This is a genomic window from Streptococcus mitis, from assembly GCF_047464965.1.
In the GTDB taxonomy this organism is placed as follows: domain Bacteria; phylum Bacillota; class Bacilli; order Lactobacillales; family Streptococcaceae; genus Streptococcus; species Streptococcus mitis_DU.
Window position 1 is genome coordinate 152559 of record NZ_JASHAT010000003.1, and the last position, 25092, is coordinate 177650.

A 25092-nucleotide genomic window follows, 5' to 3' on the forward strand; every position below is an offset into this window, starting at 1 on the left:
TTTTTAGAAAATTCTAAAAAATCTATTTAAAAGAATTCTCTAAAAAACTTTTAGCAAAACCTCAAACTCTATAAGCTTGAGGTTCTCACTTTTTAGTCAGTCATTTCCACACAGAAAGCATCCCATGGAGCTAAGATTTGTTTTTCAAAGACTTCCTGAGCCACGGTGTTTTCAATCAAGACCGATTTGACGTTTCCTTCTACGGTCAAGTCTTGCTCTTCATTGGACAAGTTAGCCACAACTAGAAAACGACGGTCCCCATCTTTACGGATATAGGCAAAGACCTTGTCAGTTGTTTCCAAGAGTTCAAAGTTAGCTCGAATCAGCCAGCTATTCTCCTTACGTATTTGGACCAGTTTCTGATAGGTATAGAAAATAGAATCTGGATTTGCCAGCGCCACTTGAACGTTGATTGCTTGATAGTTTGGATTCACTGCCAACCAAGGTTGACCTGTTGAGAAACCAGCATTTTTGCTCTCGTCCCATTGCATAGGGGTACGGGCATTGTCACGACCAATGACACGGATACTGTCCATGATTTCTTCCATCGGAACACCTTTTTCAAGAGCTTCACGCGCATAGTTGAGGGATTCAATATCTTCTACTTGATCCAGCGTTTCAAACGGATAATTTGTCATCCCAATTTCCTCACCTTGGTAGATATAAGGTGTTCCTTTCATGAGGTGAAGTAAGATTACAAAGGCTTTGGCAGATTTTTCGCGGTATTCTTGGTCATTTCCCCAGATTGATACGATACGAGGAAGGTCATGATTGTTCCAGAAGAGCGAATTCCAACCGTCCTCAACTCCTAACTCTGTCTGCCATTTGTTGAAAATCTCTTTTAACTTAGCAATATTCAGTTCTTTTTGATAGTGCCATTTAGGCTGACCTTCCTGATACTGAAGACCGATATGTTCAAAATGGAAGACCATAGACAATTCTTGCCCCTTTGGATCTGAGTAGAACTTGGCAATCTCGGGCGTTGCTCCCCAAGTCTCCCCTACTGTCAAGAGATCCTTATCTCCAAAGGTCGCCTGATTCATTTCCTTGAGATAGGGGTGAAGCATAGGACCATTATTGACTACCTTCTCGTCAGGAATTTTCCCAATCATGTCAATGACATCCATGCGGAAACCACCAATGCCTTTATCAATCCAGAAGTTCATCATCTCATAAATTTTCTGGCGAAGTTTTTCATTTTCCCAGTTGAGATCCGGCTGTTTCTTACTGAAAAAGTGAAGATAGTATTGACCTGACTTTTCATCGTATTCCCAAGCAGATCCGCTAAAGATAGAATCTAGGTCGTTAGGCTCATTCCGCCAGATATAGTAGTCTCGCTCAGGGCTGTCAGGATTTTCACAGGCCTCTACAAACCAGGCATGTTCATCCGAGGTATGATTGACCACCAAGTCCATGATAATACGGATATCACGCTTCTTAGCTTCCGCGATCAGTTGGTCCATATCCTCCATGGTCCCAAAAATAGCCGCAATCGCTTGATAATCAGCAATATCGTAGCCATTATCATCCATCGGGCTGTCATAAACAGGAGAAAGCCAAATCGCTGTAATTCCTAACTTGGCTAGATAGTCTAACTTACTGGTAATTCCTGGCAAATCGCCAATTCCATCTCCGTTGCTATCCATAAAGCTCTTAGGATAAACTTGATAGACTACGGCATTGTGCCACCATTTTTCTTGCATCTTCTTACCTCATTATTTTAATAATCTGTAGTCTATGATAGCGCTTTTTAAAATTTTATGCAAGCGTTTGCCTAATCTTTTTGATTCCTTTTTTAACTCCATAGTTTCCTAACTGCCAATTTTTTATTATAATAGAGGTCAGAGGTAAAAAAATGAAAAAACAAGCTTTTAGTTCTGAACAATATTTGAATCTTCAACGCGACCATATCTTGGAGCGCATTAATCAATTTGACGGCAAGCTCTACTTAGAGTTTGGCGGTAAAATGTTAGAAGATTTCCACGCTGCTCGTGTCCTTCCTGGTTATGAGCCTGACAACAAAATCAAGCTCTTGCAAGAATTGAAAGAGCAGGTTGAGGTTGTGATTGCTATTAATGCTAGCAACATCGAACATTCCAAGGCACGTGGTGACTTGGGCATTTCTTATGACCAAGAAGTTCTTCGTTTGATTGACAAATTCAATGAATTGGGAATTTTTGTTGGCTCCGTTGTCATCACACAGTACGCTGGTCAACCAGCTTCAGATGCCTTCCGCAACCAACTTGATAAAAACGGAATTGATTCTTATCTTCATTATCCAATCAAAGGATATCCGACGGATATGGATCACATCATTTCACCCGAAGGAATGGGGAAAAATGACTACATCAAAACCAGTCGTAACTTGATTGTCGTAACCGCTCCTGGACCTGGTTCTGGAAAATTGGCAACGTGTATGTCCAATATGTACCACGACCAAATCAATGGCATCAAGTCTGGCTACGCTAAATTTGAAACCTTCCCAGTTTGGAATCTTCCCCTTCATCATCCAGTCAACTTGGCTTATGAAGCTGCTACAGCTGACCTTGATGATGTCAACATGATTGATCCTTTCCATCTTCAAACCTATGGAGAAACCACTGTCAACTACAACCGTGATATCGAAATCTTCCCAGTGCTCAAACGTATGTTGGAACGTATCCTTGGTGAATCTCCATACGCTTCACCAACAGACATGGGTGTCAACATGGTTGGTTTCGCTATTACAGATGATGAGGCTGCTATCGAAGCTTCTAAACAAGAAATCATCCGCCGTTACTATCAAACTGTTCTTGATTTTAAAGCCGAAAAAGTTGGCGAAGCTGCTGTCAAGAAAATCGAGTTGCTTATGAACGACCTCGGTATCACACCTGCAGACCGTAAGGTTGCTGTTGCTGCACGCCAAAAAGCAGAAGAAACTGGCGGACCAGCTCTAGCCCTTGAATTGCCAAATGGGGAAATTGTCACTGGTAAGAACTCAGAACTCTTTGGTCCTACAGCCGCTGCTCTTATCAACGCCATCAAGAAATCAGCTAACATTGCCAAGGAAGTAAAACTAATCGAGCCTGAAGTTGTTAAGCCAATCCAAGGTCTTAAAATCGATCATCTCGGTAGCCGTAATCCACGCCTACATTCAAATGAAATTTTGATTGCACTTGCTATCACAGCTACAGAAAATCCTGATGCTGCTCGTGCTATGGAAGAACTTGGCAACCTCAAAGGAAGCGAAGCCCACTCAACCATCATCTTAACCGATGAAGACAAGAATGTCCTTCGTAAACTGGGTATCAACGTAACCTTTGACCCTTACTACCAATACGACCGCTTGTATCGTAAATAAAGATTTCAACCTCTCCAACCTCGGAGAGGTTTTCTCTCTGCCTCAAGAGCCGGCTTTATGTTATAATGAAAGAAGAAAACTGAAAGGATTTACCATGTCAAAAGAAGTTATTGTTGAAAGTTTTGAACTTGACCACACTATTGTTAAAGCACCTTATGTCCGCTTGATTGGGGAAGAAACAGGGCCAAAGGGAGACATCATCTCCAATTATGATATTCGCTTGGTACAACCAAATGAAGACTCGATCCCTACCGCTGGACTTCACACCATCGAACACCTCTTGGCTAAACTCATCCGTACCCGCATTGACGGCATGATTGACTGTTCACCATTTGGTTGCCGCACAGGCTTCCACATGATTATGTGGGGCCGTCACACCAGTGCTGAAATCGCGGCTGTTATCAAGGATTCGCTCAAGGAAATCGCTGAGACTACTACTTGGGAAGATGTCCCTGGAACAACCATCGAATCTTGCGGCAACTACAAGGATCACAGCCTCTTTTCTGCTAAAGAATGGGCAAAACTCATCCTAGAACAAGGGATTTCAGATGATGCCTTTGAACGCCATGTCATCTAAACACAAAAAAAGGAACCAGTTTTTTTCAGCTGGTTCCTTCTTTTTTATTCTCAAAATCTCTAGTTAAGCTTTCTCACGAATAACCAAACCACCGTCTTCCATATCTGCTTCTAGGTGTTTGGCATCTAGGTGATCCAAGTGGAAGTCTGTGACTTTGTCACGGATTTGTTGTTCAACCACACGACGGAGTGGACGAACACCCATGACTTCATCGTAGCCTTCTTCTGTGATATAGTCTTTAGCCGCTTGACTAACTGCTAAATCAATGTCTTTCTTAGCCAAGGTTTGGTTGACTTCAGCCAGCATCAAGTCCACAATTTTAGAAAGGTCTTCCTTCGTCAAGTGTGAGAACTCAATGACTGCGTTAAAGCGGTTGAGGAACTCTGGACGGAAGAATGGTTTCAAACGGTCCATCAATTCTGGTTTGTCCGCATCTTCTGTCAAGTTAGCTTCGTAACCAAAGCCTGCGTTTGAAGTTGCGATAATCACCGTATTCTTGAAGTTTACTGTGTTTCCTTGACCATCTGTCAAACGACCATCATCTAGAACTTGGAGGAGAAGAGTAATGACTTGAGGATCAGCCTTTTCAATTTCATCCAAGAGAATGATAGAGTATGGATTGCGACGAACACGTTCTGTTAAGGTATTGCTATTGTCGTCATAACCCACATAGCCTGCTGTTGTACCAATTAGCTTAGAAACGGCTGTGCGGTCACTGTATTCAGACATATCCAAACGGATGATCGCATCCTTGGTTCCAAACATATCTAGCGCCAATTGTTTAGCAAGTTCAGTCTTACCAACTCCAGTTGGACCTACAAAGAGGAAGCTACCGATTGGGCGATTACCTTCATCAAAACCAACACGGTTACGACGGATAGCACGAGCTACAGCTTCTACGGCCTTATCTTGACCAATCACCTTGTCTTGCAAGCGATGAGCCATATCTTTCAAACGTTCGATGTCCGTAGCCCCCATTTGAGATACTGGAATACCGGTCATTCGCTCTACAGATTCAGCCACATCGTTGACACTTGCAGTCACTTTCATATCTTCTGTGTGATTTTCGATTTTCTTTTCCAATTCTGCGATGCGTGTTTTATAGTTTAGAGCTGCTTCAAAATCTTCTGCCTCAACTGCTTTTTCTTGCTTGTCTTTTTCTACCTCGATTTCACGTTCAACAGCATGCACATCTGTTACAGGATGTTGGGCTGCCAAGTGAGCCGCCGTTACGTCCACAAGGTCAATAGCCTTATCTGGCAAGCTACGTTGAGGAATATATTGTACAGAATAATCAACGGCAGCTTTTAAGACTTCATCTGGCAAAATAACATTGTGGTGTTGTTGATAGAGGTCACGAATTCCTTGAAGAATTTTATATGTATCCTCTGCTGAAGGAGCATTGACCTTGACTTCGTTGAAACGACGAGCAAGAGCTGCATTCTTCAAGATGGTGTTACGGTATTCGTCTTGAGTCGTTGCCCCAATCACTGTCAATTCACCACGAGAGAGGGCTGGCTTGAGAATATCCGCAAGCCCCTTAGAACCACTGTCTCCACCAGTGCTACCAGCGCCGAGAATTTGGTGAATTTCGTCGAAGAAAAGGATAATATTTCCAGCTTCTTTGACTTCGTTTACCAAGTTTTGAATGTTTTCTTCAAAACTACCGCGGTATTGAGTCCCAGCCTCAAGTCCTGAGATATCAATGGAAATAATTTCCTTATTCTTAATAGCAGCTGGAACATCACCATTCACAATAGCTTGTGCTAAGCCTTCGACAACTGCTGTCTTACCAACACCTGCGTCTCCTACTAAAACAGGATTATTCTTGGTACGGCGTGAAAGGATTTCAGATGTTTCTTGAATTTCCTTGTTTCGTCCGATGACAGGATCCAACTTGCCCTCACGCGCTTCTGCAGTCAAGTTTCGACCTAGTTTTGCAAGGACACCGTCTTGTTTCATACCTGATGCCTGTTGTGGCATTTTTCCATCAACTTCTGCATTTCCTGGTAATTGACCAGTCGCACGATAGTGAGCAAATTCCTCAGGTGTCACTTCACGTCCATTAATCAAGTAACGACGATTTTCAGAACTATATCCTCGCATACCACCCATCAATTGGTTAAATAAATCATCCATGTTGTTAAAATTATTAAAGTTGTTATTCATATTCTTTACCTCTTTTTATTATTTATTATTACTGATATTGACTATCTTTGACCTTTGTTTTAAAAAATTTAGACTAGCTAAATCGCTACTCTACGTACTATTTCTGGTTTTTCTTTTTCAAGCAGGAGTAGACTATCTTTACTTCTGAAGATTTCTAGATTAAACATAGACCCCACCTCTTTCTATTTTACTTTAAATAATACTCTTCGAAAATCTCTTCAAACCACGTCAGTTCTATCTGTAAGCTCAAAACAGTGTTTTGAGCACTTCTTAGTTTGCTCTTTGATTTTCATTGAGTATAAGTGTTCGAGTAAGGCTTTCATTTACCTTACGTTCATAATATACTACATTAGTCAGAAAAGGTCAAGAGATTTGACTTTAATTGACCAATATTTTTTAGAATGCAAAAACACCCTGAAACTGAACATCAGGGTGCCATTCTTACATCAAATATAAAATTGCTAGGGTTAAGAGACTTGCTAGAAGCCCCACTCCCCAAAAGAAGAAGTCAACCTTCCACTCGCTCCAAGGATTTCCTTTACCAGACAATCCTCCAAGTTCAAAATGGTGATGCACAGGCGTCATACGGAAAATACGTTTACCACCTGTCAGTTTGAAATAGCTGACTTGCATCATGACCGAAGTTGTTTCAAAGACATAAACAATTCCGATAATCAATAGAGTCCATTCTTGGTGGAGAGCCATAGAGATAGCTGCCAGCATTCCACCGAGAGCCAAACTTCCCACATCTCCCATAAAGACCTTGGCAGGCTTATGGTTAAAGACAAAGAAAGCAAGCAAACCACCGATCATGGCAAGAATCACTAGAAGGATATCCATCTGACCTTGCACATAGGCAATAACTCCATAGGCAGACAAACTAATCACAACTGAAATACTAGCCAGGCCGTCAATACCGTCTGTCAAGTTTACTGCGTTTGAAAAACCGACTAGCCAGAAAAGAGCGAAGACAATATAGAAAATTCCTAGATGCACTTGGTAACCAAAGACAGAAAGCATATCTCCACCGCGCTCATAGAAAAGGTAGAAAATGACACCACCTAGAAGCTGAAGAGCCAATTTCTGCTTGGGATTAAGACCCTCATTGATTTTACGAAAGACCTTGAGAAAGTCATCTAAAAATCCGATTAAGCCATAAAGAACCAAGATAAATAAAATCATACCGACATTATTGCTGAGTTGATTACTAAATAGGGCGAAAAAGAAAGCAACTAAAACAGAAGCAATTAAGAAAACCAAACCTCCCATTGTAGGAGTCCCAGCTTTTGCCTGGTGCTGTTTGACATCCTCATGCATCTGCTGGCCTGTAATTTGCGCCTTTCTATAAAATTGGATAAAGGCCGGAATTCCTACTAAAGTTAGTAAAAATGTCACAATTCCAGCACTGATAGAAATAAACATATTAGTCTCCTAAAGTTAATTTAATTTTTTTAATGTTTTTGATAGCTGTATTAGTCCGAACATCTTGCTTCTGAACAACAGAACCTGAACCTTCAAATTCCAGCTCAATATCCAACCATTTAGCAAAGGTCTCGGCAGTCTCTTTTTTCCAGCCATACATGTCTGGAATTTCTTCTACCTTATCCGATAAAAGGAGAACTTGTTGGTTTGGTGCAAGATTGGTCCCTTCTTCTACAGATGATTCTTTAATCTTTGTTCCAGTACCTACAACGATTGGTTGCACAATATTTCGGCGTAAGGCTTCCGCCAAATCACCAGGTGAAATATCCTTGATGCTAGGCATTGCATAAGAAGACTCTGTCGTCACTTGATCTAAATTCTTAGCAGGAGATTGAAGATTGAGAGATTCTTTCATAGCTGAAGCTCTTTCAAGAATTGGGTTGGCAAATTCTCCCAATTGGATACCTGAATAATGTTCAGGCTGTTGAACCGTTACATACAAGATAAAATCAGGATTTTCAGCAGGGTTCATAGCCACAACCGAGAAAATGTAGTTGGTAGAACCAACCAAGTAGCCTCCATTTTTCTCGTCAGCGATTTGGGCTGTACCAGACTTGAGGGCTACATTTTGACCTGGAACATTGACAGTTGCTTTTCCTGTACTATGATTGTACATAGTTCCATATCTAGGATCCGTTCCTACCAAGACCATGTGAGTACGAGTTTGGCTAGCTGCATCTTTCGAAACGGGATTTCCTACGATTTCTTTTTGAGATTTACGAACGGTTTGATCATTTGGATCATACAAGGCCGTAATAAATTTAGGCTCTAACATGACGCCATCATTGGCAATGGCTGTAAAGGCACGAATCATTTGCGTCTGCGTTACAGAAATCCCCTGACCAAATGCACTCATGGCAATATTGACAATATTATCTGCAGGCAATTGACCTGTATACTCATCAGTCAGACCAAAACGAGTTGGAACCCCAAATTTAAAGCGGTTTAGATAATCCAACCAGGTAGCATCACCCATTTTCTGCTCAAGAAGTGTCATCCCAATATTACTTGAGTGAGCAAACCCTTGAGAAAATGTCATCATACCACCACCGGTCAAACCTTCATTAACGTCCCAATCTCGAATCGTCGCATCCGCTATTTTTAATTCACTGCTATTGAAGTATTCTCCACCTGGGAAGGTATTATTATCAATAGAAGAAGCTAACGTCATGACCTTCATGGTTGATCCTGGTTCGTAGTTACTTTGATAAAGAATATCACGCCAAACAAAGTCCTCAGTGATTCCTTCTTTAGTATCTGCATTAAAGGTAGGTCGTTGGGTGGTAGCGAGGATTTCACCGGTCTTTGCACTGACCAAGGTCGCGGTCATATACTTACCTTTTACTTTTTGTAGAAAGGCATCCATCTGAGTTTCCATGAAAGATTGGAGCGGGCTAGACAATGTTGTATAAACATCCTTACCATCCACAGTTTGTTGCGACACCTGTTCTGTACCTGGTACGATATTTCCTACACGGTCTTTTTCATAGGTAATAATACCATCTGTCCCAGCAAGAATGGTATTTAATGAACTCTCCAGACCAGAAGTTCCTAATAAACTCTTACTGCCGTCCTCATTTTCATGTAGTTGGGCTAACCCAATAAAACTAGAAGCAAATTGGCCATTTGGGTAGCTTCTATTAGGGCTAGTTGTGAAGTCTATTCCTTCCACACTAGCATCTTTCAAATCTTTTTTAATAGCCATCATATTGGCATAGGTAATCCCATTTCCTTTTGCACCAAAGGAAACTTGGGTCAGATTTGGTTGAGCTAATTGCTCTTTCACATAAGCTTCATCCATGTCTAAATACTTATGGAAGACTTCAGCTACCTTATTAAACTGCGAATCCTCTACATAAAGAATTTTTCCAGTTGCTGACTTGTATTTTTTATCAATAACAGCATAGACGTTATAGGAAGTCGCATCTTCAGCAATAGGCACTCCATTTCGGTCATAGATAGTCCCACGTTTGGCAGGAACTGTTCGGGTTGTTTGGTGAACCTTTTTAGCCTCTTTTACCAAGTCAGTACCAAATATATTACCTTTTGCGATAATATACGCAAAATTGGCCAAAAAGAGGCCGAAAAGGGCAACAGCTAAAAAGCTGAGGTACTTGCCAACTATCCTACGGTTTTCTGCTGGAGATTTACGATTTTTTACCGCAAATCGGGTTATTTTTTCTGTCCATTTCATATCTTACTCCGCTGTTCGGATGTTTTCATTATTCAATTTCAAATCTTTTTTATCTGCAATCTCTTTCAAGCGCTCTGAACGAATCAATTCATTCACTTCCTGCTTAGCATCATCGAGCTCTGTCTTCTTTTCCTCTATCTGCGCATTGATTTTTGTTAAATCACTTTGCACTTGCAAGAGTCGTGTCTGCATAAAGATAATGCTCACTGCTAAAACGAGAGCCGTAAAAGCGATGGAAAGATAAAAAGCCTTCTCCACACGTGAGAATTTTTTTATACGATTCTGCAAGAATTGACTGGTTGTTTCTTTCTTATCTGCCATCTTTTCCCCTCTTACTTGTGAATTTTTCTGGCCACGCGCAACTTAGCTGAGTGCGAGCGGTTATTGGCTTCTAATTCTTCTGCACTTGGCAAGATTGGCTTACGGGATACCAATTCCATCTTGGGCTTGAGATCATCTGGGATGAAGGGTAAACCTTTTGGAACTTCCACTGTTGAAGCTTCCTTGAACAATTGCTTGGTCAAGCGGTCTTCTAAGGAATGAAAGGTAATCACTGAGATTCTACCATCTAGAGCCAACATCTCCATAGCCTGCTGGATGGATTCATCTGCTGCTCCCAGTTCATCATTGACTTCAATTCGAATAGCTTGGAAAATCTGCTTGGCAGGATGGCCCTTTTTCTTGAGTTCCTTGGCAGGTTTGGCAGATTTGATAATTTCTGCTAACTCAGTCGTTGTCTCGATTGGCTTGACTTCCCGAGCTTGTTCAATCTTACGCGCAATCTGTTTAGAGAATTTATCCTCACCATACTTGAAGAAAATACGAACCAAGTCATGATAGTCATAGTGGTTCACCACCTCATAGGCTGTCAGACTAGCATCCTGATTCATGCGCATGTCTAGTGGCGCATCCTTTTTATAAGAAAAACCACGCTCACGCTGGTCCAATTGAGGACTAGACACTCCCAAGTCATAACAAATTCCATCAATTTCCTGAACACCAGCTTCGCGCAAACGTGCCTGTAAATGACGGAAGTTATCCTTTATAAAAGTCACCATCCCTTTTTCGATATAGGGTGCCAAACGTTTTTGCGCATTGTCAATGGCATTCTGGTCCTGGTCAAAGGCATAGAGATGGCCTTTTTCACTTAATTTACTTAATAAATATTCGCTATGGCCCGCTCCACCTAAAGTCGCATCAACGTATATACCGTCAGGCTTTACGTCGAGCATATCAATCGTTTCGTGGAGTAAGACCGTTACATGATGAAATTCTTTTGTCATATCTTATCTATTTTACCATAAATCCGACTAGCTTGCACTAGTCAGACAAATAGGGCAAAAACAAGTAAGATTTCTTTAAGAAATATGTCAAATATGCTTGACATTCACTCCATAGAAGAATATAATATAGTCAAATATATACGACATAAAGCAGAAAGGAGTCCAGATGAATCGTGTGAAAGAATTTCGCAAGGAACTAGGCATTTCTCAGCTCGAGCTAGCCAAGGATATCGGTGTCTCGAGACAGACCATCAATATGATTGAAAACGACAAGTACAATCCAACCCTGGAACTCTGTCTCAATCTCGCCCGCAGCCTCCAAACTGACCTCAACAGTCTCTTTTGGGAGGAAGATTTTTAAAAAAGGAGCCAACTCATGAAAAAAGAAACCTTTACTGAAAAACTGATCAAACGCACATACGGTATTTCTGGTCCCCTTGACGAATACAAACGGCGTGAGGCCGATCGTATCGGTAACCAAGTCTTTATCATCCTCTTTTATCTGATGATTTTCGGAAATCTTATTCCACTCCTTCTGGCCTATAAATACCCTCAAGAAGTGGCTCTAATCTATCCTCCTCTGATTCTAGTGATTGCCCTCATCGCTGCTGGCTATGTCACCTACCAAATGAAAAAAACAGGGATTACAGCTATTGATCCAGATATGCTGAATGAGAAAGAAAGCAAGCAACTATACTACCCAGGTCTGAAAGCAGGTTTGTTCTTTGGTCTATGGATGTTTTTTATAACTCCTCTTCTCAGTATACTCATAGGTGAAGGTCAGGACTATTTTCATTCTCTCCTCACTATAAGAAATGGTGTATCAAGCATTCTCGGTTCTATTTTCTTCGGAGCGAGTATACAGTTCCTCATTTCCCGTCGCATTGCAAAAACTAAAAAAGAGCAAGATGAGGATTAGGAGGTGCCCTATGAAATCACTAGTAACTTTACTTACCTATCATCTTTTGTTTGCTTCACTGCTCATCTTCATCATCGTTTCAGGGAACTTGCCAATCAGAGAGATATTCCTCGTGCTAGTCTTTATTCCAGCACTTAACAAAGGACTGACTTATCTAAAGATTGACTCCCCAAAAACACGCATACTCAACTTAGCACTATACTTTATAATTCTATCTTTTCCACAACTGATGCTCATCTCAAGCGATTGGAAATATTATTTACTGCTGACTATCGCTAGCCTTTCTTCTATCACTTATCTTTATTATCTCTATCAATTCGTAAAAGAAAGTCAGTAAAACTGCTCATTTAGGAGGTTACTATCATGAAAAAAGAAGACTTAACCACTCGCCTACTCCGAAATCTCTTTCACATCCAAGGCCCTTTTGATGAATGCCGGCAAGAGATTATCTACAAGGCTTGTGCCCGTTCCATGGTCCAAATCGTTTATTCTTCCTTCTTCCTCTTCTTGTTTTATCTGTTATTTGGACGCTTCATAGAAGCCGTTCGCTATGCCATGCCCTACGTTTACTCTGGACTCATTTTTTTCATTACTTTAAAAACTCAAAGAGCCGTCAAAGAACTCCATCTGGAAAAAGATGACAAGTCAGAAATCATCCTTAAAACCTACAGCAAGAGCCAAATCAAATTCCGAAGCTGGGTGGTGTTTATCGGTCTTCAGATTGGCCTCTTTACCTTACTCATCTTTCATAAAGTCTTCGTTCAGCAGATGTCACTTCCAGATTTTGTGAAGCTCCTCATGCAATTCGATAAAAGTGTTCCTTTACTGATGTATGGCCTGATTATCGGTAGCATTTTTGGAACTCTGACCTACGGATTTCTATCCCTACAGGAGGAAAAAACTCCTAAACATACCAAACAGAAAGAGAAAAGTAATCAATGACCTCACTATACGATTTTTTAGTCTTGAATCAAAACAATCAAGAAACTCCCCTAGATGCCTATCGTGGTAAGGTTCTCTTGGTTGTCAATACTGCTACTGGATGTGGTTTAACGCCCCAGTACCAAGGGCTCCAAGAACTCTATGACCGCTATCAAGATCAGGGATTTGAGATTTTAGACTTCCCTTGCAATCAGTTTATGGGACAAGCACCAGGTAGTGCAGAGGAAATCAACAACTTCTGTAGCCTAAACTATCAAACCACTTTCCCACGCTTTGCCAAGATCAAGGTCAACGGTAAGGAAGCAGACCCTCTCTTCGTTTGGTTGAAAGACCAGAAATCTGGCCCACTAGGAAAACGAATTGAATGGAATTTCGCTAAATTTCTCATCGGTCGAGATGGGCAGGTCTTTGAACGCTTTTCTTCAAAAACAGACCCAAAACAAATTGAAGAGGCGATACAAAAACTACTATAATTTCACAATCTCACTATTATTAGTTCTCCTTTAGCCTAAGAATAGTGGGATTTTTTGATGGGCTTTGACTTAAATAGAAAAACACCCCATGATATGAACCATGAAGTGTTGTAAAAATGATACATTCATAGCAGACAAGGCACTACTGACTGCTATTCTTGACTCCTGAATATGTATAGGTCCTATTTCTGGGACACGCTTTTTCCGTTACCACCCTAAAATAAAAGCTATGCTCCCGCCCATCCTTGGCATTTTCCTTGTTTAAGACAAAGTAATTTTTCTGATTCAAGGCCATGGTGCGTAGGATGTCATCAATCAAAAAAGTCAAGGGTACGTTCATGGCAGAATATTTTTGAAAATCCTCTTCAAAACGAATATAGTCATCTGAAAAATAATCCATCTGCAGTTTGTTTTCATACAGCTCTTTTCTAGTCATAAACTCCCTCCTCCCACAGTCGAATTTCTAGGATATCTGCAACCTCTATCAACCTATATCCCTCGTTTGTCCTAATAGATAGAGTCTGATGTGATAACTCTCTCACCACACCGATGATAGTCGCCTTCTGCTTCTTTTCCTTGACCACAAAACTCCCCTTAAGTTGGCCAACATAAAGCTGAGAAAGCAAGTGCAACTTCTCATCTGGAGTCAAATCCGTCGAAAAATCAACACGGCTTTTTTCTTCACTGAGCGAACTGGTGTGTTCTGAAAGGTAAAATCCCATCCACTTCTGCATACCTGGATCTTGATAATATCGCGCGGATTGAAAAGGTAAATAAGAACGATCAATCATTGTAATCCATCTAATCCTCCAGCAGAATGTCCCCCAATCAGCTTGCTTCTGGCAAGACTCCTAGAGGCTTCTTCCAGTGCATTGGCTCTTAAAAGAGAAGTGAAACCAAATTGTTCCCGAATGGAGTCAATGGCCGTCTGGAGCCTTTCTTCTTTTTCTAGCTTGTCAACATCATCAAAGAGAGATATCAAACCAAAGGGCTCGTCTACAAAGCCTGAATAGTTTACACCGACACTTCTGACTGCTCCAGAAGTGTATTTGTTATGAAATAACTTCAAAACATAATTCGTTAAGACAGCTGTATTATTGGTCGGTTCGACCTTCATTTGTGTGTGAATAGATTGCCGGATCTCCTGTTTAGAAAAACCAAGATAGATAGAAACAAGGGTTGTTTTCTTGCCCGCCCTTCTCAGTCTAATAGCGACCTGCTCCGCCATTTCTCGAAGAATAATTTCGATATCTCGTAGCTTCACGTAGTCTCTCGGCAAGATTTGAGAATTCCCCAACCCTCGAGACTTGGCTTTATAGGGCCTATGAACATTGCTCTCATCAACCCCATTAGCATGAAACCACAAACGTAGGCCAGCCTGACCGAGAACTTTCTGTAGATGGTCTGGATTGCTGGCGGCCAATTCTTTGATGGAAAAAATTCCCAGAGCATTCAAGCGTTTCTCCATCCGCCTGCCAATCCCCCAAAAGTCCGTCATCTTGGGAATGGCCCAGACCTTCTCTTCCACATCCTGGTAAGACCAATTGGCCCTCATGGTCGGGGTATGTTTGGCCTCATTGTCCAGAGCCAACTTCGCCAGTAAGGGATTGGCATTGGACATGCCTACTGTAGAGTAGATCCCTGTCTGCCTCCAAATATCCCTCTGAATGCGGGCAGAAAGCAGATCCAGCTTGTCTTTGCGAGAAAGACTCTTCTCAGGGATGAAATAGTTGAGCGAACTAGTCAGATCGATAAAACCCTCATCGATAGAGTAGGGATAAATATCATCTGGACTGCCATAGTTTTGAAAGATTCGCTGGATTTCCATATTGACCGCTATGTACTCATCCATCCGAGGAGGCACAATCAAGGTCACTTGAGCCCAATCTTCGATGTAACGAACATAATCCGAGTCAGTCGGTAGCCCTTGTTTTCGAGCATTGTAATAGGAAAATTTGCGCGTTTTGATATCAAAAGGCAGGTCATAGGCCCGACCAACATTGGACTTGCCAAAAATCTTCTTAAACATGGGGGATGAAGCTAGGATAAGACCAGTTGAATTATCCGCTCGACTCATAACACAAAGCGAGGTCTTCAGCGGATGCAAGCCCCTCTTCACACACTCAACGCTGGCATAAAAGGATTTCATATCGACAAAGACAATGTCACTTTTGGGCTCTCTGGAATAATCAAAATAGCCCATAGGCTAACCCTCCATCGGCACAAAATTCCCAACGATAATTCCTACAATCCGAGGATCTTCCTCATAGGAGATGAAAATGTCCTTATATTTGGGATTGATAGAGACCAGACGCAGACCATCTTCCTCCCGATAAACCCGTTTGATATAGGTCTGGTTGTTGCAAACCACTGCATAAACTGCCCCATCATAGTCAAACCCTGTCTCTCGAATCAGAGCCACTGAACCATTTTGATATTTAGGTTCCATGGAATCCCCAGCCACCCAGGACGCAAAATCATGGGCTAACTCCTCGTTAAAGTAAACCGTATCAAAATTCTGATCATCGTAGACCGAAGCCCCGATTCCTGCTGACATGCGTTCGTAGACACGGTACTCGTAGAGGCGCTCTGGCATGGTCGCCACTTTCTGGGATTGTTCCTCTTGAGCCAGATTGCGAGCATAGAGAACAACCTTTTCCTTCCCTTTGTTAGATAAGCTATTATAAAGACGTACAATCTCAATCTGAGTAAAATATCCTTTGGGTACCTTTAAAATATTCTCTAACTGGAACACCTTCTCCTTGGACGGTTCCTTGACTCCACGTTCCCAAGCTGAGTAAGCCTGAAAACTAATCCCAAGTTGCTCTGCAATTTCCTTCTGTGTTAGTTTTAACTCTTTCCTCCGAGCCTTTAATTTTTCTGGCTGATACATACTTCACCTCCTATTATGATACTTTAATGGACATTATCTCCCTTAGAAAGACTAATCGATGCTTGAATCCATACTTTCAAAACTCAACCAATATGATTTAGTTTTATTATATAAAAAAAGTGGACGGTTGTCTACTAGGAATATCATAAACATCATGAGTTTTAATCAAACTAAAAGGACTTAGCCCTGTACCATACAGAACTAAATCCTTTGAATGAATAATTTATCTAACTTTTAGAATCCCTACAGAAATTCCAGTTTTTCTCTATTTGATACCAGACATTAGTTTTTCAATACGTGGAACGTAGAAGAATAAGATAATACTGAATACAATCGTAATTCCTCCAACAATTCCATAGTAAGCGACTTCAGTTTCGCTTGTATAAAATTTTACAATTTGAGCATTGATAGCTTGGGCAGCTGCATTACTCAAGAACCAGATAGACATCATTTGTGCTTGGAAGGATTTTGGTGCTAGCTTAGTAGTGACTGATAGACCAATAGGTGAAATCAACATTTCCCCCACAATCACAATAGCCCAACTCATAATCAACCAGAGAGGACTGACCTTAACATCTGTCCCAAAGAGCATCCCTGGTAACATCATCCACAAGAAGGATAAACCTGCAGCAAATAAACCGTAAGCAAATTTCTTAGCAGAGGATGGTTGCTTTTTACCCATTTTCCCCCACAACCACGCAAAAATCGGCACATAAATCATAATGAAAAGGGGATTGATACTTTGGAAAAAGCTAGATGGAAAATGAATCTGATTCCCAAATACATTAAAGTAAAGTTGAGTTTGATCATCCGCAAATAGAGCGAGAACAACAGAACCCTGTTCCTCAATAGACCAGAAGAGTACTCCAGCGATAAATAGAGGAATGTAGGCAAATACTCGGGATCTCTCAGTGGCAGTTATTTTCTGACTAGATAAAATCTTAAAGAAATAGTAGATTGGAATAATTACAGCAATCACTGTAAAGATATTAACAATCATATCCACATTAAACTGGTGAGTAAAGACTAAACCTATAACCACGAGAATAACTACGACAAGTGTAATCAGCAAGCGTTTAATCAAGGTCTGCTGGTCCTTCTGTGAAAGTGGATCAGTGGGGTAAAGACTTGATTCAGGCAGGTATTTCTTCCCATCTAAAACATACTTCACCAGACCAAAGAACATCCCAATGGCAGCTAATGAGAAACCTAGATGGAAATTAACTTCCTGACCTAGATAACCCACTAAATAAGGGGCAACGAAGGCACCTAAGTTAATACCAAAGACAAAGATACTAAAACCTGCATCCCGTCTATCATCCTCTTTCTCATAAATTCCCCCAACCATATCTGAGATATTGGGTTTTAAAAATCCAGTACCAAAGATAATCAAGGCAATAGAAAGATAGAGAGCCACTTGTCCAAAAGGTGTTGCCAAAGCAATATGCCCTAGCATAATCAGAATCCCACCGTAAAAGACAGTCTTACGGCTTCCTAAAATACGGTCACTGACAAAACCACCGATAACCGAGGATAAAAATACCAGCGAGCCATAAATCGCCATAACCGATGCAGCTGTGGTCTTATCCATTCCCAATCCACCATCTTGCACACTATAGTACATATAGTAAAGTAGGATAGCTCGCATCCCATAGTAAGAAAAGCGTTCCCACATCTCTGTAAAGAAGAGGGTGGACAAGCCCATAGGATGTCCAAAAAATGTTTTCTGTTTTTCCATATATATTCTCCTTTAACGATATAATAATTCATTTTACAGAATTTTCAAACAAATGTCAAACAAATCCTGTTTATTTTAGAAAATTTTCTGAAAAAATCTATCGTCTCATACTTATACTCAATGAAAATCAAAAAGCAAACTAGGAAGCTAGCCGCAAGCTGTACTTGAGTACGGTAAGGCGACGCTGACGTGGTTTGAATTTGATTTTCGAAGAGTATTAATTCCACCATAAAAATTCATTTCAAACTAACTTCCACTTCGGTCAGGCAAGTGGAAGTTACTTTGAAAAATCACCTTTAAAAATTTGCTCTTGTTTAGTTTAAAAATGTTTCAAACCTTGAAACATACTTATCCTTTCCTCTTCAGTAAACAAAAAACATCCCTATGCCAAACTTGTAATTACTAAAATACAAGCCAATAAGTATAGAGATGTAAAACTACTACACATTAAATAATAAAAATTGTGTACGAAATGTCTCAATTAGTTTTCGCTAGTAAATATCATTTCCAACAAACGCCCTCTCAATTCCTTATCCTGATGATGCAAGATATTCATTAACTCATGAGAGTTTTTCGCATTGATGAATTGATTTAACAATCTATCTTTTAATTCATATGGAAGAGAAGCCGTCTTTAGTAGTCTAAAAACTTCATCATTTAGAGATGGCATTTTATTTTCTTTGCATTCAAATCTAGCTGTATCATTCTTATTTGGCAATTCAATTATAGACACATTCGTTCCTTTAAAATGGATTCTATGTCTTCTATTACTTGGAACGATACTAGAATCTCCTTGTAATGCTAACTCTACCATTCCCTTTTCCCAATCAATCGATAATCTTGTTTTATATCTTTGACCATTTTGATCTTCAATCATTTCAAAAGAATGTTGTTTGCCTGGGAATACATACCAATCTATAACTTCAGGTAAATCAACACCCATATCTATCTCAGAACCAACCAAGGGAATGATTGCACCACTTTTTGCAAACACAGGTATAGCCGAAATATCCCTATAAACACTTAACTTCACACCACCTGTATATTTTTTCTCTGAAAAGAAGTCATACCATTCACCTTCAGGGAACCAAACATCTACTTTTGCAGATTGGAATGCCAAATCCATCTTTTCTACAATGGGAGCCACCATCAGTTCTGTTCCAAAAAAGTATTGATTTGGAACATTATAGCTCTCATCATTCTCTGGGTAGAAATAATACATTGGACTAATTAATGGGGCACCTTCTTCATGTGTCTTTACATTCATAGTGTATAGATATGGAATCATCTGATGTCTCAAACGAAGGTATTTCTTCATAATCTTAGATGTTGTTTCTGAAAAAAACCAAGGTTCTTTACTATTAAAGGGACTTCTAGAACTATGTAATCGAGTAATCGGACTAAAAACACCAAACTGTAGCCATCTAGTTTGTAACTCTTCGTCATAATCCCCCAACATGTGTCCACCGATATCATGACTCCACCAACTATAACCGATATTAGATGCTGTCGCTGTAAAATAAGGTTGAAATCTTAACGAATTCCAACTAATAATGGTGTCACCTGAAAAACCAACAGGATAGCGGTGACTTCCAGGACCTGCATACCTTGATAAAATCAAGCCACCTTCCGAATTTTTACAACTATCCTGATAGTGATAATGGTTTAAAAGCCATAGTGGATCCAACATACCTTGTGTCCCTTGTTGCCAGTCAATCCACCAAAAATCTACTCCCTGCTTTTCTAGCTCATAATGAACATCTTTAAAGTAGGCTTCCCTAAAAGAGGGATTAAAAAAATCAAAAATGGCAGGTTCTTCTAATTCTACATTTAACCCTAATCGTTTGGCGACTCGCGGGTAAGCTTCTTCATAAGCCCGTATACCATCAGCAGGATGGACATTTAAGGAAAGTTTTAACTTCCTATCATGAAGTTCTTGCAATAACTGTTCTGGATTAGGTATTAAGTTTTTATTCCAGCTATATCCTGTCCAGCCACTTCCAAAACGAGATGGAATGTCAGTTATATGCCAATCCATATCTAAAACACCGATAGATAATGGAATTTTCTCTGTTTTAAATCTGTCTATTAAATTCAAATATTCATCCGACGTATAAGGCCAATACCTACTCCACCAATTACCTAAAGCATATCTTGGTAACAAAGGTGTTGATCCAGTCAAATGGTAAAAGTCTCTGATTGCTCCCCTATAATCATGCCCATAGGCAAAGAAATACAGGTCAATTTGATTTTCTCTCTCAATATAACCAGACTGTTCATCCCAAATAAATCCTTGAGAATCATCCAATAAGGCTATACCATTTCGGCTAATAATTCCATCTTCTAACGAGATTGCTCCATCTGCCTTATCCAGAGTCCGAGCTGTTCCTTTTAACGTTTCAATAGACTCACCAAAATACCAGCGACTACCATATACGGCAAAATTTCCTTTTAATTCTATAAATAAATTTTCGGCGTTAAATTCTCCTTTATTAAAGTGCAGATGAAAATAGTCCGTCATAATATCTAGTACGTTTGATGTCTCGATATAATCTAACGAAACTTGGCCAAAATCTCTATTGTAGATAAGTTGTGTCGTTCTATCCTCAAAACTTCCAGTTTGAGAGTATTCTAACCTTACTAGCTTGTCTGTTAATACAGAGATTCGATAAAACTCTCCCTTAAAAATTTTCAATTTGTTGTCCTCCTTTTAGTAAATTTCTTTACCTTATCAAACATTTTATTTGTTATCGTTACATTCATCAATCCGCAAAAAGCAAAGCCCCCAAATGTAAATACGTAAATAGCTGTTAAAACTCGTTCTGGACTACTAAAACTCATATACAGTACAGAAATATTAAATAAAACCAACATGATAGCTTGTATTGGATTTAAAATACAAATTAATACGCTATTTACAATACTATTTTTTAGATTATCTTTAAATAAACCAATATAGGGAAAAATAACACTCATCAAAAGTATTATAACAAATAAAAAGGGCAACACTAACAATAAACTATACTCTGAAAATAAACTTGAATAGCCCCAAAGACAATAGTTCACATATAAAAGTAATTCTATTAGGAGGATAAACAACCAAATAAAAGTTGACTGTTTAAAATTTCGTCTAAAGATCCGAAAATAATGATAAGCAATATCGGTATCTTTACCTTTTAAAATACGATACCACATTGTCGTAAGAGAAGTTAATGATGCCCCAATTGTAACTATTGGAATACAACTAACAATAAATAGAGTATTTAAAATAATTAAATCTGTCAAAAAAGTTAAAATTCTAACCACTTTTCCATCTAATGAAAATAATTTTTGCATAATAGATATCTCCATAAAATCAATCGTCTTAACTCTATACTTTAGAATGTCAGTTGCACAAAAATATTACCTAAATTATTTAAAAAACATTTCCAAATTTCTTTAAAAATTAGAATAAAGGAAGCGAGATAATTTGATGTTATCAGTCTCGCTTCCTGTAATTAGCTAGTCCCTTGTTTATACAACCAAGAGTTCATATAAAGTATTACTCTTTTACTTCTTTTTGGTAACGATTATATGCTTCCTGTTGAATCTTCATAAATTCGTCCAATCCCATATTCTTAAGAGTTTCTTTGTATGAGTCCCATTCTTTTTCTATGCCACCTTCAACTACCCATTTAGATGCTTGTTGTTTGACATAAGATTCAATACTCACATAGATTGATGATAATTTGTTAAGTTCTTCTTGTGAATAAATCACATTAGGGTAAGCTGGCAACGCAAATTGTTTCAAATCTTGGTCCATCTTCAATTTCAATCCATCACCTTGTGTTTGATCGATTTCTACGCGACTATTGATATCATCGCTTACGTATTTAGGACCAAAATCTCGAAGTGAATTAATCCATGCCCATTCATCAGCTGATTTACCATCTTTAGGAGGTAACACTTTAAACTTATCACCATTCTTTTCAGTAGCTATTCCAAATGATCCATAGAAATTCTGAATACTTGCTTCATCTGTATATAATTTATCCAACCATTTCAATAATTTAGCAGGATTTTTGCTCTTATTTGTAATCAAAATTTCATTTCGACCATAGTTGTAATGATCTGGATCAGAAAAGACATATTGTTTACCATCCATACCTTTTAAAGCAGGTAGAGCAATATATTCACTTGAATGTAAGCCAAACGTTGCATCTGCTGTCCAACCACTAGAAACACCTACTCTAGATACTCCCTTATCCATACGTTTTGCTACACTCATAGAGGTATCTTCTGTAAAGATTTCCGGATCAATCAAACCTTTTTTATAAGATTCGTGCATTGCTGCAATCCCTTGTTTATAACTTTCTTCTGTACGAAGGTAGACTGGTTTTCCATCTTTTACAGACATTTCATATGTATTATCTGCCCCTAAACGATTATTGAACGGAAGAATATATGAGAATGTTGGATCAAAGTTTCCTGCTCCGAATGGAATTTCATCAGAAGCGTCTCCATTTCCGTTCGCATCTTTATCCTTAAATTCTTGTAGTACTTTTACTAAATCATCATAAGTTTCTGGAACCTTTAATCCTAAATTATCCAGCCACTTTTTATTAATAAATAGCTGATTAGCTACAGTAGGACGCATCGGTAATTTTTTAGGTAGACTGTAGATATGACCATCTGGTGAAGTAATCATAGCTTTAATCTTAGGTTCTTTCTCCATAGCCTTAGTTAAATTTGGCATGTTTTCTTTGATTAAATCTTCCAATGGAATAAATAAAGATTGGTTCTGAGCAATTTCTGAATCTGTAAAAGCATTTGAACCTAAAAATGCATCTGGTAAATCTCCACTAGCAACCAACACAGATTTCTTATCTGCCCAATCTGCAGCTACAAGTGTATCCCATTTAACATCGATACCTGATTCTTTGGCAGAATCAGTTAGAAAACCTTTATGATAATCTTCCCCCCAGTCAGACCAACGAACAGTTGTGATTTTATAAGAATCTTCTCCAGACTTATCATCCTTATTCGCATTATTAGAATTTGCACAGGCTGTTAAGCCAGCAAGTGTAACTGTTCCTAAGAACAAATATGTAAATGATTTATTTTTCATGTTTTTCTCCTATTCTTTCAACGCGCCAATCATTACGCCTTGATTAAAATATTTTTGAACAAAGGGATATAGCAACATTATCGGAGCGGTTGAAATAACAATTGCTGCATATTTCATCATATCGGCTTTGATACGAAGATCTGATGCAACTTCTCCTGTTGCTTGCGATTGTAACATTTGATTACTAATTAGTAAACGTCGTAAAATTAATTGCAATGGTTGTAAATTTTCATTCGTTAAATAAATTAAAGCATTAAACCACGAATTCCAAATACCAACTGCGGTCCAAAGTCCAATAACTGCTATAATAGCTTTTGATAAAGGAACGACTATCTTAATAAAATAACGAATTGTACCACATCCATCAATTTGCGCAGCCTCCCACATCCCGTCTGGAATACTATTATTAAAGAAAGTTCTAGCAACAATAATATTGTATGATGAAACCGCAAAAGGTATTACCATTACCCAAAATGTATCAATTAGGCCAACATTCTTTACTGTTAAGTAGGTAGGAATCAAGCCACCTGATACAAACATAGGGATTATGTATAGAATACTCATCCATTTTCTACCAACTAATTCTTTTCTAGATAAAGCATAACCAGCTGGAATATTGACTACTAAAGCAACTAAGGTACCAACAACAGTATATAAAATGGTATTTAGATAGCTACGTAAGAATAAAGGTTGTTGAATAAGACGTAAATATCCATCTAATTTCCATTCTCTAGGAATAAACCATACCTTTCCATTTGCAACATCTGAAGGATTACTAAAAGATGCAATCACTACAAACCATAACGGATAAACAATTAACAGGATAAGGAAAATTGCTAAACCATAGGTAACTATATCAAATAATAATTCAGAGTTTGTTTTTCTTGATTTATGAAACCATTTCACCTTGAGCACTCCTTCCTTTAAAAAAGACCCGTTCTAGTATATCTTTTCGAGAACCAGTTAACAGATAACAAAATTATTAGATTGACTACGGTGTTAAATAACCCTATAGCTGTCGAATAACTATACTGAAAGTTCACCATACCAACTTTATAAACATAGGTCGAAATTATCTCACTTCCTGCTAAATTAAGTGGATTCTGTAGTAGTAACACTTTCTCAAAACCTACACTTAATAAACTACCTGCTCTTAATATTAGTAAAATCATAGCAGTTGGCAAAAGTAATGGTAATTCTATATGCCTAATTTTTTGTAATCTAGAGGCACCATCCATAGTTGCAGCCTCATAATATGTAGGATCAATTGCAGAAAGCGCTGCTAGATAAATAATACTATCCCAACCAATATGTTGCCATACATCACTCCAAACATAAACACCTGCAAAATTACTAGGTTTTGATAAAAAATCTGGAATAGTGATTCCAACAGACTTAAATACATTCGCTAACAAACCACTGGTAGGAGATAAAAATAAGATGATCATCCCACACATAACCATTGTAGAGATAAAATGAGGTAAGTAAGTTGTCACTTGAAATATTTTTCTAAATTTCCCAACTCTTAACTGATTACTAATGATAGCTAGTATAATAGGTAAGGGGAATCCTACTACAATACTATAAAGTGAAATTTTTAATGTATTGAACATAGTTGTCCCGAATTGGAATGATGAGAAAAATTGAGTAAAGTACTTAAATCCTACCCACTGACTAGCAAAGATACCATTGGCTGGTGAATAGTCTTTAAATGCAATAATTAGTCCCAACATGGGAATATAGGAAAATAAAATTAATAGCAATATTGAAGGAAAAAGTAATATATATAACGGAATACTATGCTTTAATTTTATTTTATGAAGTTGAGATGCTACTTTCATGTTTTTCCTCCCATCTGATTTTCTACGATTATTTTACACCATATAGAATTCCCTTAATAGAACTTTTTGGACTAGGTTTATCAATTTTTCAGTTTTTTAATTTTAAAAACTATTACTTTTCCGACATCTTGATA

The 25092-nt window shown here is 38.8% G+C and carries 23 protein-coding genes; 7 read left to right on the forward strand and 16 right to left on the reverse strand.

Going from position 1 to position 25092, the window contains the following annotated elements; translation table 11 throughout:
• Positions 1–92: 92 nt before the first annotated feature.
• Positions 93–1703: a glycoside hydrolase family 13 protein gene (locus QM408_RS03065; protein ID WP_084925897.1), complete on the reverse strand. Its 1611-nt coding sequence runs from the start codon at positions 1701–1703 to the stop codon at positions 93–95.
• A gap of 152 nt (positions 1704–1855) precedes the next feature.
• Here QM408_RS03065 and QM408_RS03070 point away from each other — a divergent pair, with 152 nt between their 5' ends.
• Both QM408_RS03070 and QM408_RS03075 read left to right on the forward strand, forming a co-directional pair.
• Positions 1856–3340, forward strand: coding sequence for a DUF1846 domain-containing protein (locus tag QM408_RS03070; RefSeq protein WP_084925895.1), 1485 nt, complete (start codon positions 1856–1858; stop codon positions 3338–3340).
• A gap of 94 nt (positions 3341–3434) precedes the next feature.
• Positions 3435–3917 (forward strand): S-ribosylhomocysteine lyase, encoded by a 483-nt coding sequence (locus QM408_RS03075; protein WP_000032547.1) that lies wholly within the window; start codon positions 3435–3437, stop codon positions 3915–3917.
• Positions 3918–3980: 63 nt separating this feature from the next.
• Here the strand turns inward: QM408_RS03075 and QM408_RS03080 are convergent, their stop codons facing one another.
• From QM408_RS03080 to rsmH, 5 genes are all read right to left on the reverse strand, one after another.
• Positions 3981–6086, reverse strand: a complete 2106-nt coding sequence (locus QM408_RS03080; RefSeq protein ID WP_084925893.1) for an ATP-dependent Clp protease ATP-binding subunit — start codon at positions 6084–6086, stop codon at positions 3981–3983.
• Between the two features lie 441 nt (positions 6087–6527).
• The gene (mraY, locus tag QM408_RS03085) at positions 6528–7508 is read right to left on the reverse strand and encodes a phospho-N-acetylmuramoyl-pentapeptide-transferase (protein WP_125443781.1); all 981 of its coding nucleotides are present in this window, start codon (positions 7506–7508) and stop codon (positions 6528–6530) included.
• 1 nt (position 7509) lies between these two features.
• Positions 7510–9762, reverse strand: coding sequence for a penicillin-binding protein PBP2X (gene pbp2x / locus QM408_RS03090; protein WP_414373567.1), 2253 nt, complete (start codon positions 9760–9762; stop codon positions 7510–7512).
• Between the two features lie 3 nt (positions 9763–9765).
• Complete coding sequence (ftsL, locus tag QM408_RS03095; protein WP_020903428.1) at positions 9766–10083, reverse strand: cell division protein FtsL; 318 nt, start codon at positions 10081–10083, stop codon at positions 9766–9768.
• Positions 10084–10094: 11 nt separating this feature from the next.
• A complete protein-coding gene (gene rsmH / locus QM408_RS03100; RefSeq protein WP_000159402.1) occupies positions 10095–11045 on the reverse strand; it encodes a 16S rRNA (cytosine(1402)-N(4))-methyltransferase RsmH in 951 nt (316 codons plus the stop codon).
• 166 nt (positions 11046–11211) lie between these two features.
• Between rsmH and QM408_RS03105 the strand changes: the two genes are divergently transcribed.
• The 5 genes from QM408_RS03105 to QM408_RS03125 are packed head-to-tail and all read left to right on the forward strand — an operon-like array spanning position 11212 to position 13379.
• Positions 11212–11406, forward strand: coding sequence for a helix-turn-helix transcriptional regulator (locus QM408_RS03105; RefSeq protein WP_001082472.1), 195 nt, complete (start codon positions 11212–11214; stop codon positions 11404–11406).
• 15 nt (positions 11407–11421) lie between these two features.
• Positions 11422–11964 carry a DUF3278 domain-containing protein gene (locus QM408_RS03110; RefSeq protein ID WP_004256387.1) on the forward strand — a complete coding sequence of 181 codons (543 nt, stop codon included), beginning with the start codon at positions 11422–11424 and terminating at the stop codon, positions 11962–11964.
• A 10-nt stretch (positions 11965–11974) separates the two neighbouring features.
• Positions 11975–12301, forward strand: a complete 327-nt coding sequence (locus QM408_RS03115) for a hypothetical protein (RefSeq protein WP_247933559.1) — start codon at positions 11975–11977, stop codon at positions 12299–12301.
• Between the two features lie 26 nt (positions 12302–12327).
• Positions 12328–12906, forward strand: coding sequence for a DUF3278 domain-containing protein (locus tag QM408_RS03120; protein ID WP_414373571.1), 579 nt, complete (start codon positions 12328–12330; stop codon positions 12904–12906).
• Complete coding sequence (locus tag QM408_RS03125) at positions 12903–13379, forward strand: glutathione peroxidase (RefSeq protein WP_247933557.1); 477 nt, start codon at positions 12903–12905, stop codon at positions 13377–13379. The genes QM408_RS03120 and QM408_RS03125 overlap by 4 nt, the downstream gene beginning before the upstream one ends.
• A 142-nt stretch (positions 13380–13521) precedes the next feature.
• Here the strand turns inward: QM408_RS03125 and QM408_RS03130 are convergent, their stop codons facing one another.
• The 10 genes from QM408_RS03130 to QM408_RS03175 all read right to left on the reverse strand — a co-directional run bounded on the left by QM408_RS03130 (position 13522) and on the right by QM408_RS03175 (position 24958).
• Positions 13522–13815, reverse strand: coding sequence for a DUF5960 family protein (locus QM408_RS03130; RefSeq protein WP_023946659.1), 294 nt, complete (start codon positions 13813–13815; stop codon positions 13522–13524).
• On the reverse strand, positions 13808–14170 hold the full coding sequence (locus QM408_RS03135) for a hypothetical protein (protein WP_020903431.1): 363 nt from the start codon (positions 14168–14170) through the stop codon (positions 13808–13810). The genes QM408_RS03130 and QM408_RS03135 overlap by 8 nt, the downstream gene beginning before the upstream one ends.
• Entirely contained in the window at positions 14167–15582 is a 1416-nt protein-coding gene (locus QM408_RS03140; protein WP_049501862.1) for a Y-family DNA polymerase, read from the reverse strand. Before QM408_RS03140 ends, QM408_RS03135 begins: the two co-directional genes overlap by 4 nt.
• A 3-nt stretch (positions 15583–15585) precedes the next feature.
• On the reverse strand, positions 15586–16272 hold the full coding sequence (locus tag QM408_RS03145) for an XRE family transcriptional regulator (RefSeq protein ID WP_261150160.1): 687 nt from the start codon (positions 16270–16272) through the stop codon (positions 15586–15588).
• 265 nt (positions 16273–16537) lie between these two features.
• Positions 16538–18010 carry a peptide MFS transporter gene (locus QM408_RS03150; RefSeq protein WP_049501860.1) on the reverse strand — a complete coding sequence of 491 codons (1473 nt, stop codon included), beginning with the start codon at positions 18008–18010 and terminating at the stop codon, positions 16538–16540.
• A 481-nt stretch (positions 18011–18491) separates the two neighbouring features.
• Positions 18492–20705, reverse strand: coding sequence for a glycoside hydrolase family 31 protein (locus QM408_RS03155; RefSeq protein WP_261150161.1), 2214 nt, complete (start codon positions 20703–20705; stop codon positions 18492–18494).
• Positions 20702–21346 (reverse strand): DUF624 domain-containing protein, encoded by a 645-nt coding sequence (locus QM408_RS03160; protein WP_001170588.1) that lies wholly within the window; start codon positions 21344–21346, stop codon positions 20702–20704. Before QM408_RS03160 ends, QM408_RS03155 begins: the two co-directional genes overlap by 4 nt.
• 205 nt (positions 21347–21551) lie before the next feature.
• Positions 21552–23117 carry a type 2 periplasmic-binding domain-containing protein gene (locus QM408_RS03165; protein WP_004256278.1) on the reverse strand — a complete coding sequence of 522 codons (1566 nt, stop codon included), beginning with the start codon at positions 23115–23117 and terminating at the stop codon, positions 21552–21554.
• Between the two features lie 9 nt (positions 23118–23126).
• Entirely contained in the window at positions 23127–24023 is an 897-nt protein-coding gene (locus QM408_RS03170) for a carbohydrate ABC transporter permease (protein WP_000870790.1), read from the reverse strand.
• 17 nt (positions 24024–24040) lie between these two features.
• On the reverse strand, positions 24041–24958 hold the full coding sequence (locus QM408_RS03175; protein ID WP_049531682.1) for an ABC transporter permease: 918 nt from the start codon (positions 24956–24958) through the stop codon (positions 24041–24043).
• Positions 24959–25092: the final 134 nt, after the last annotated feature.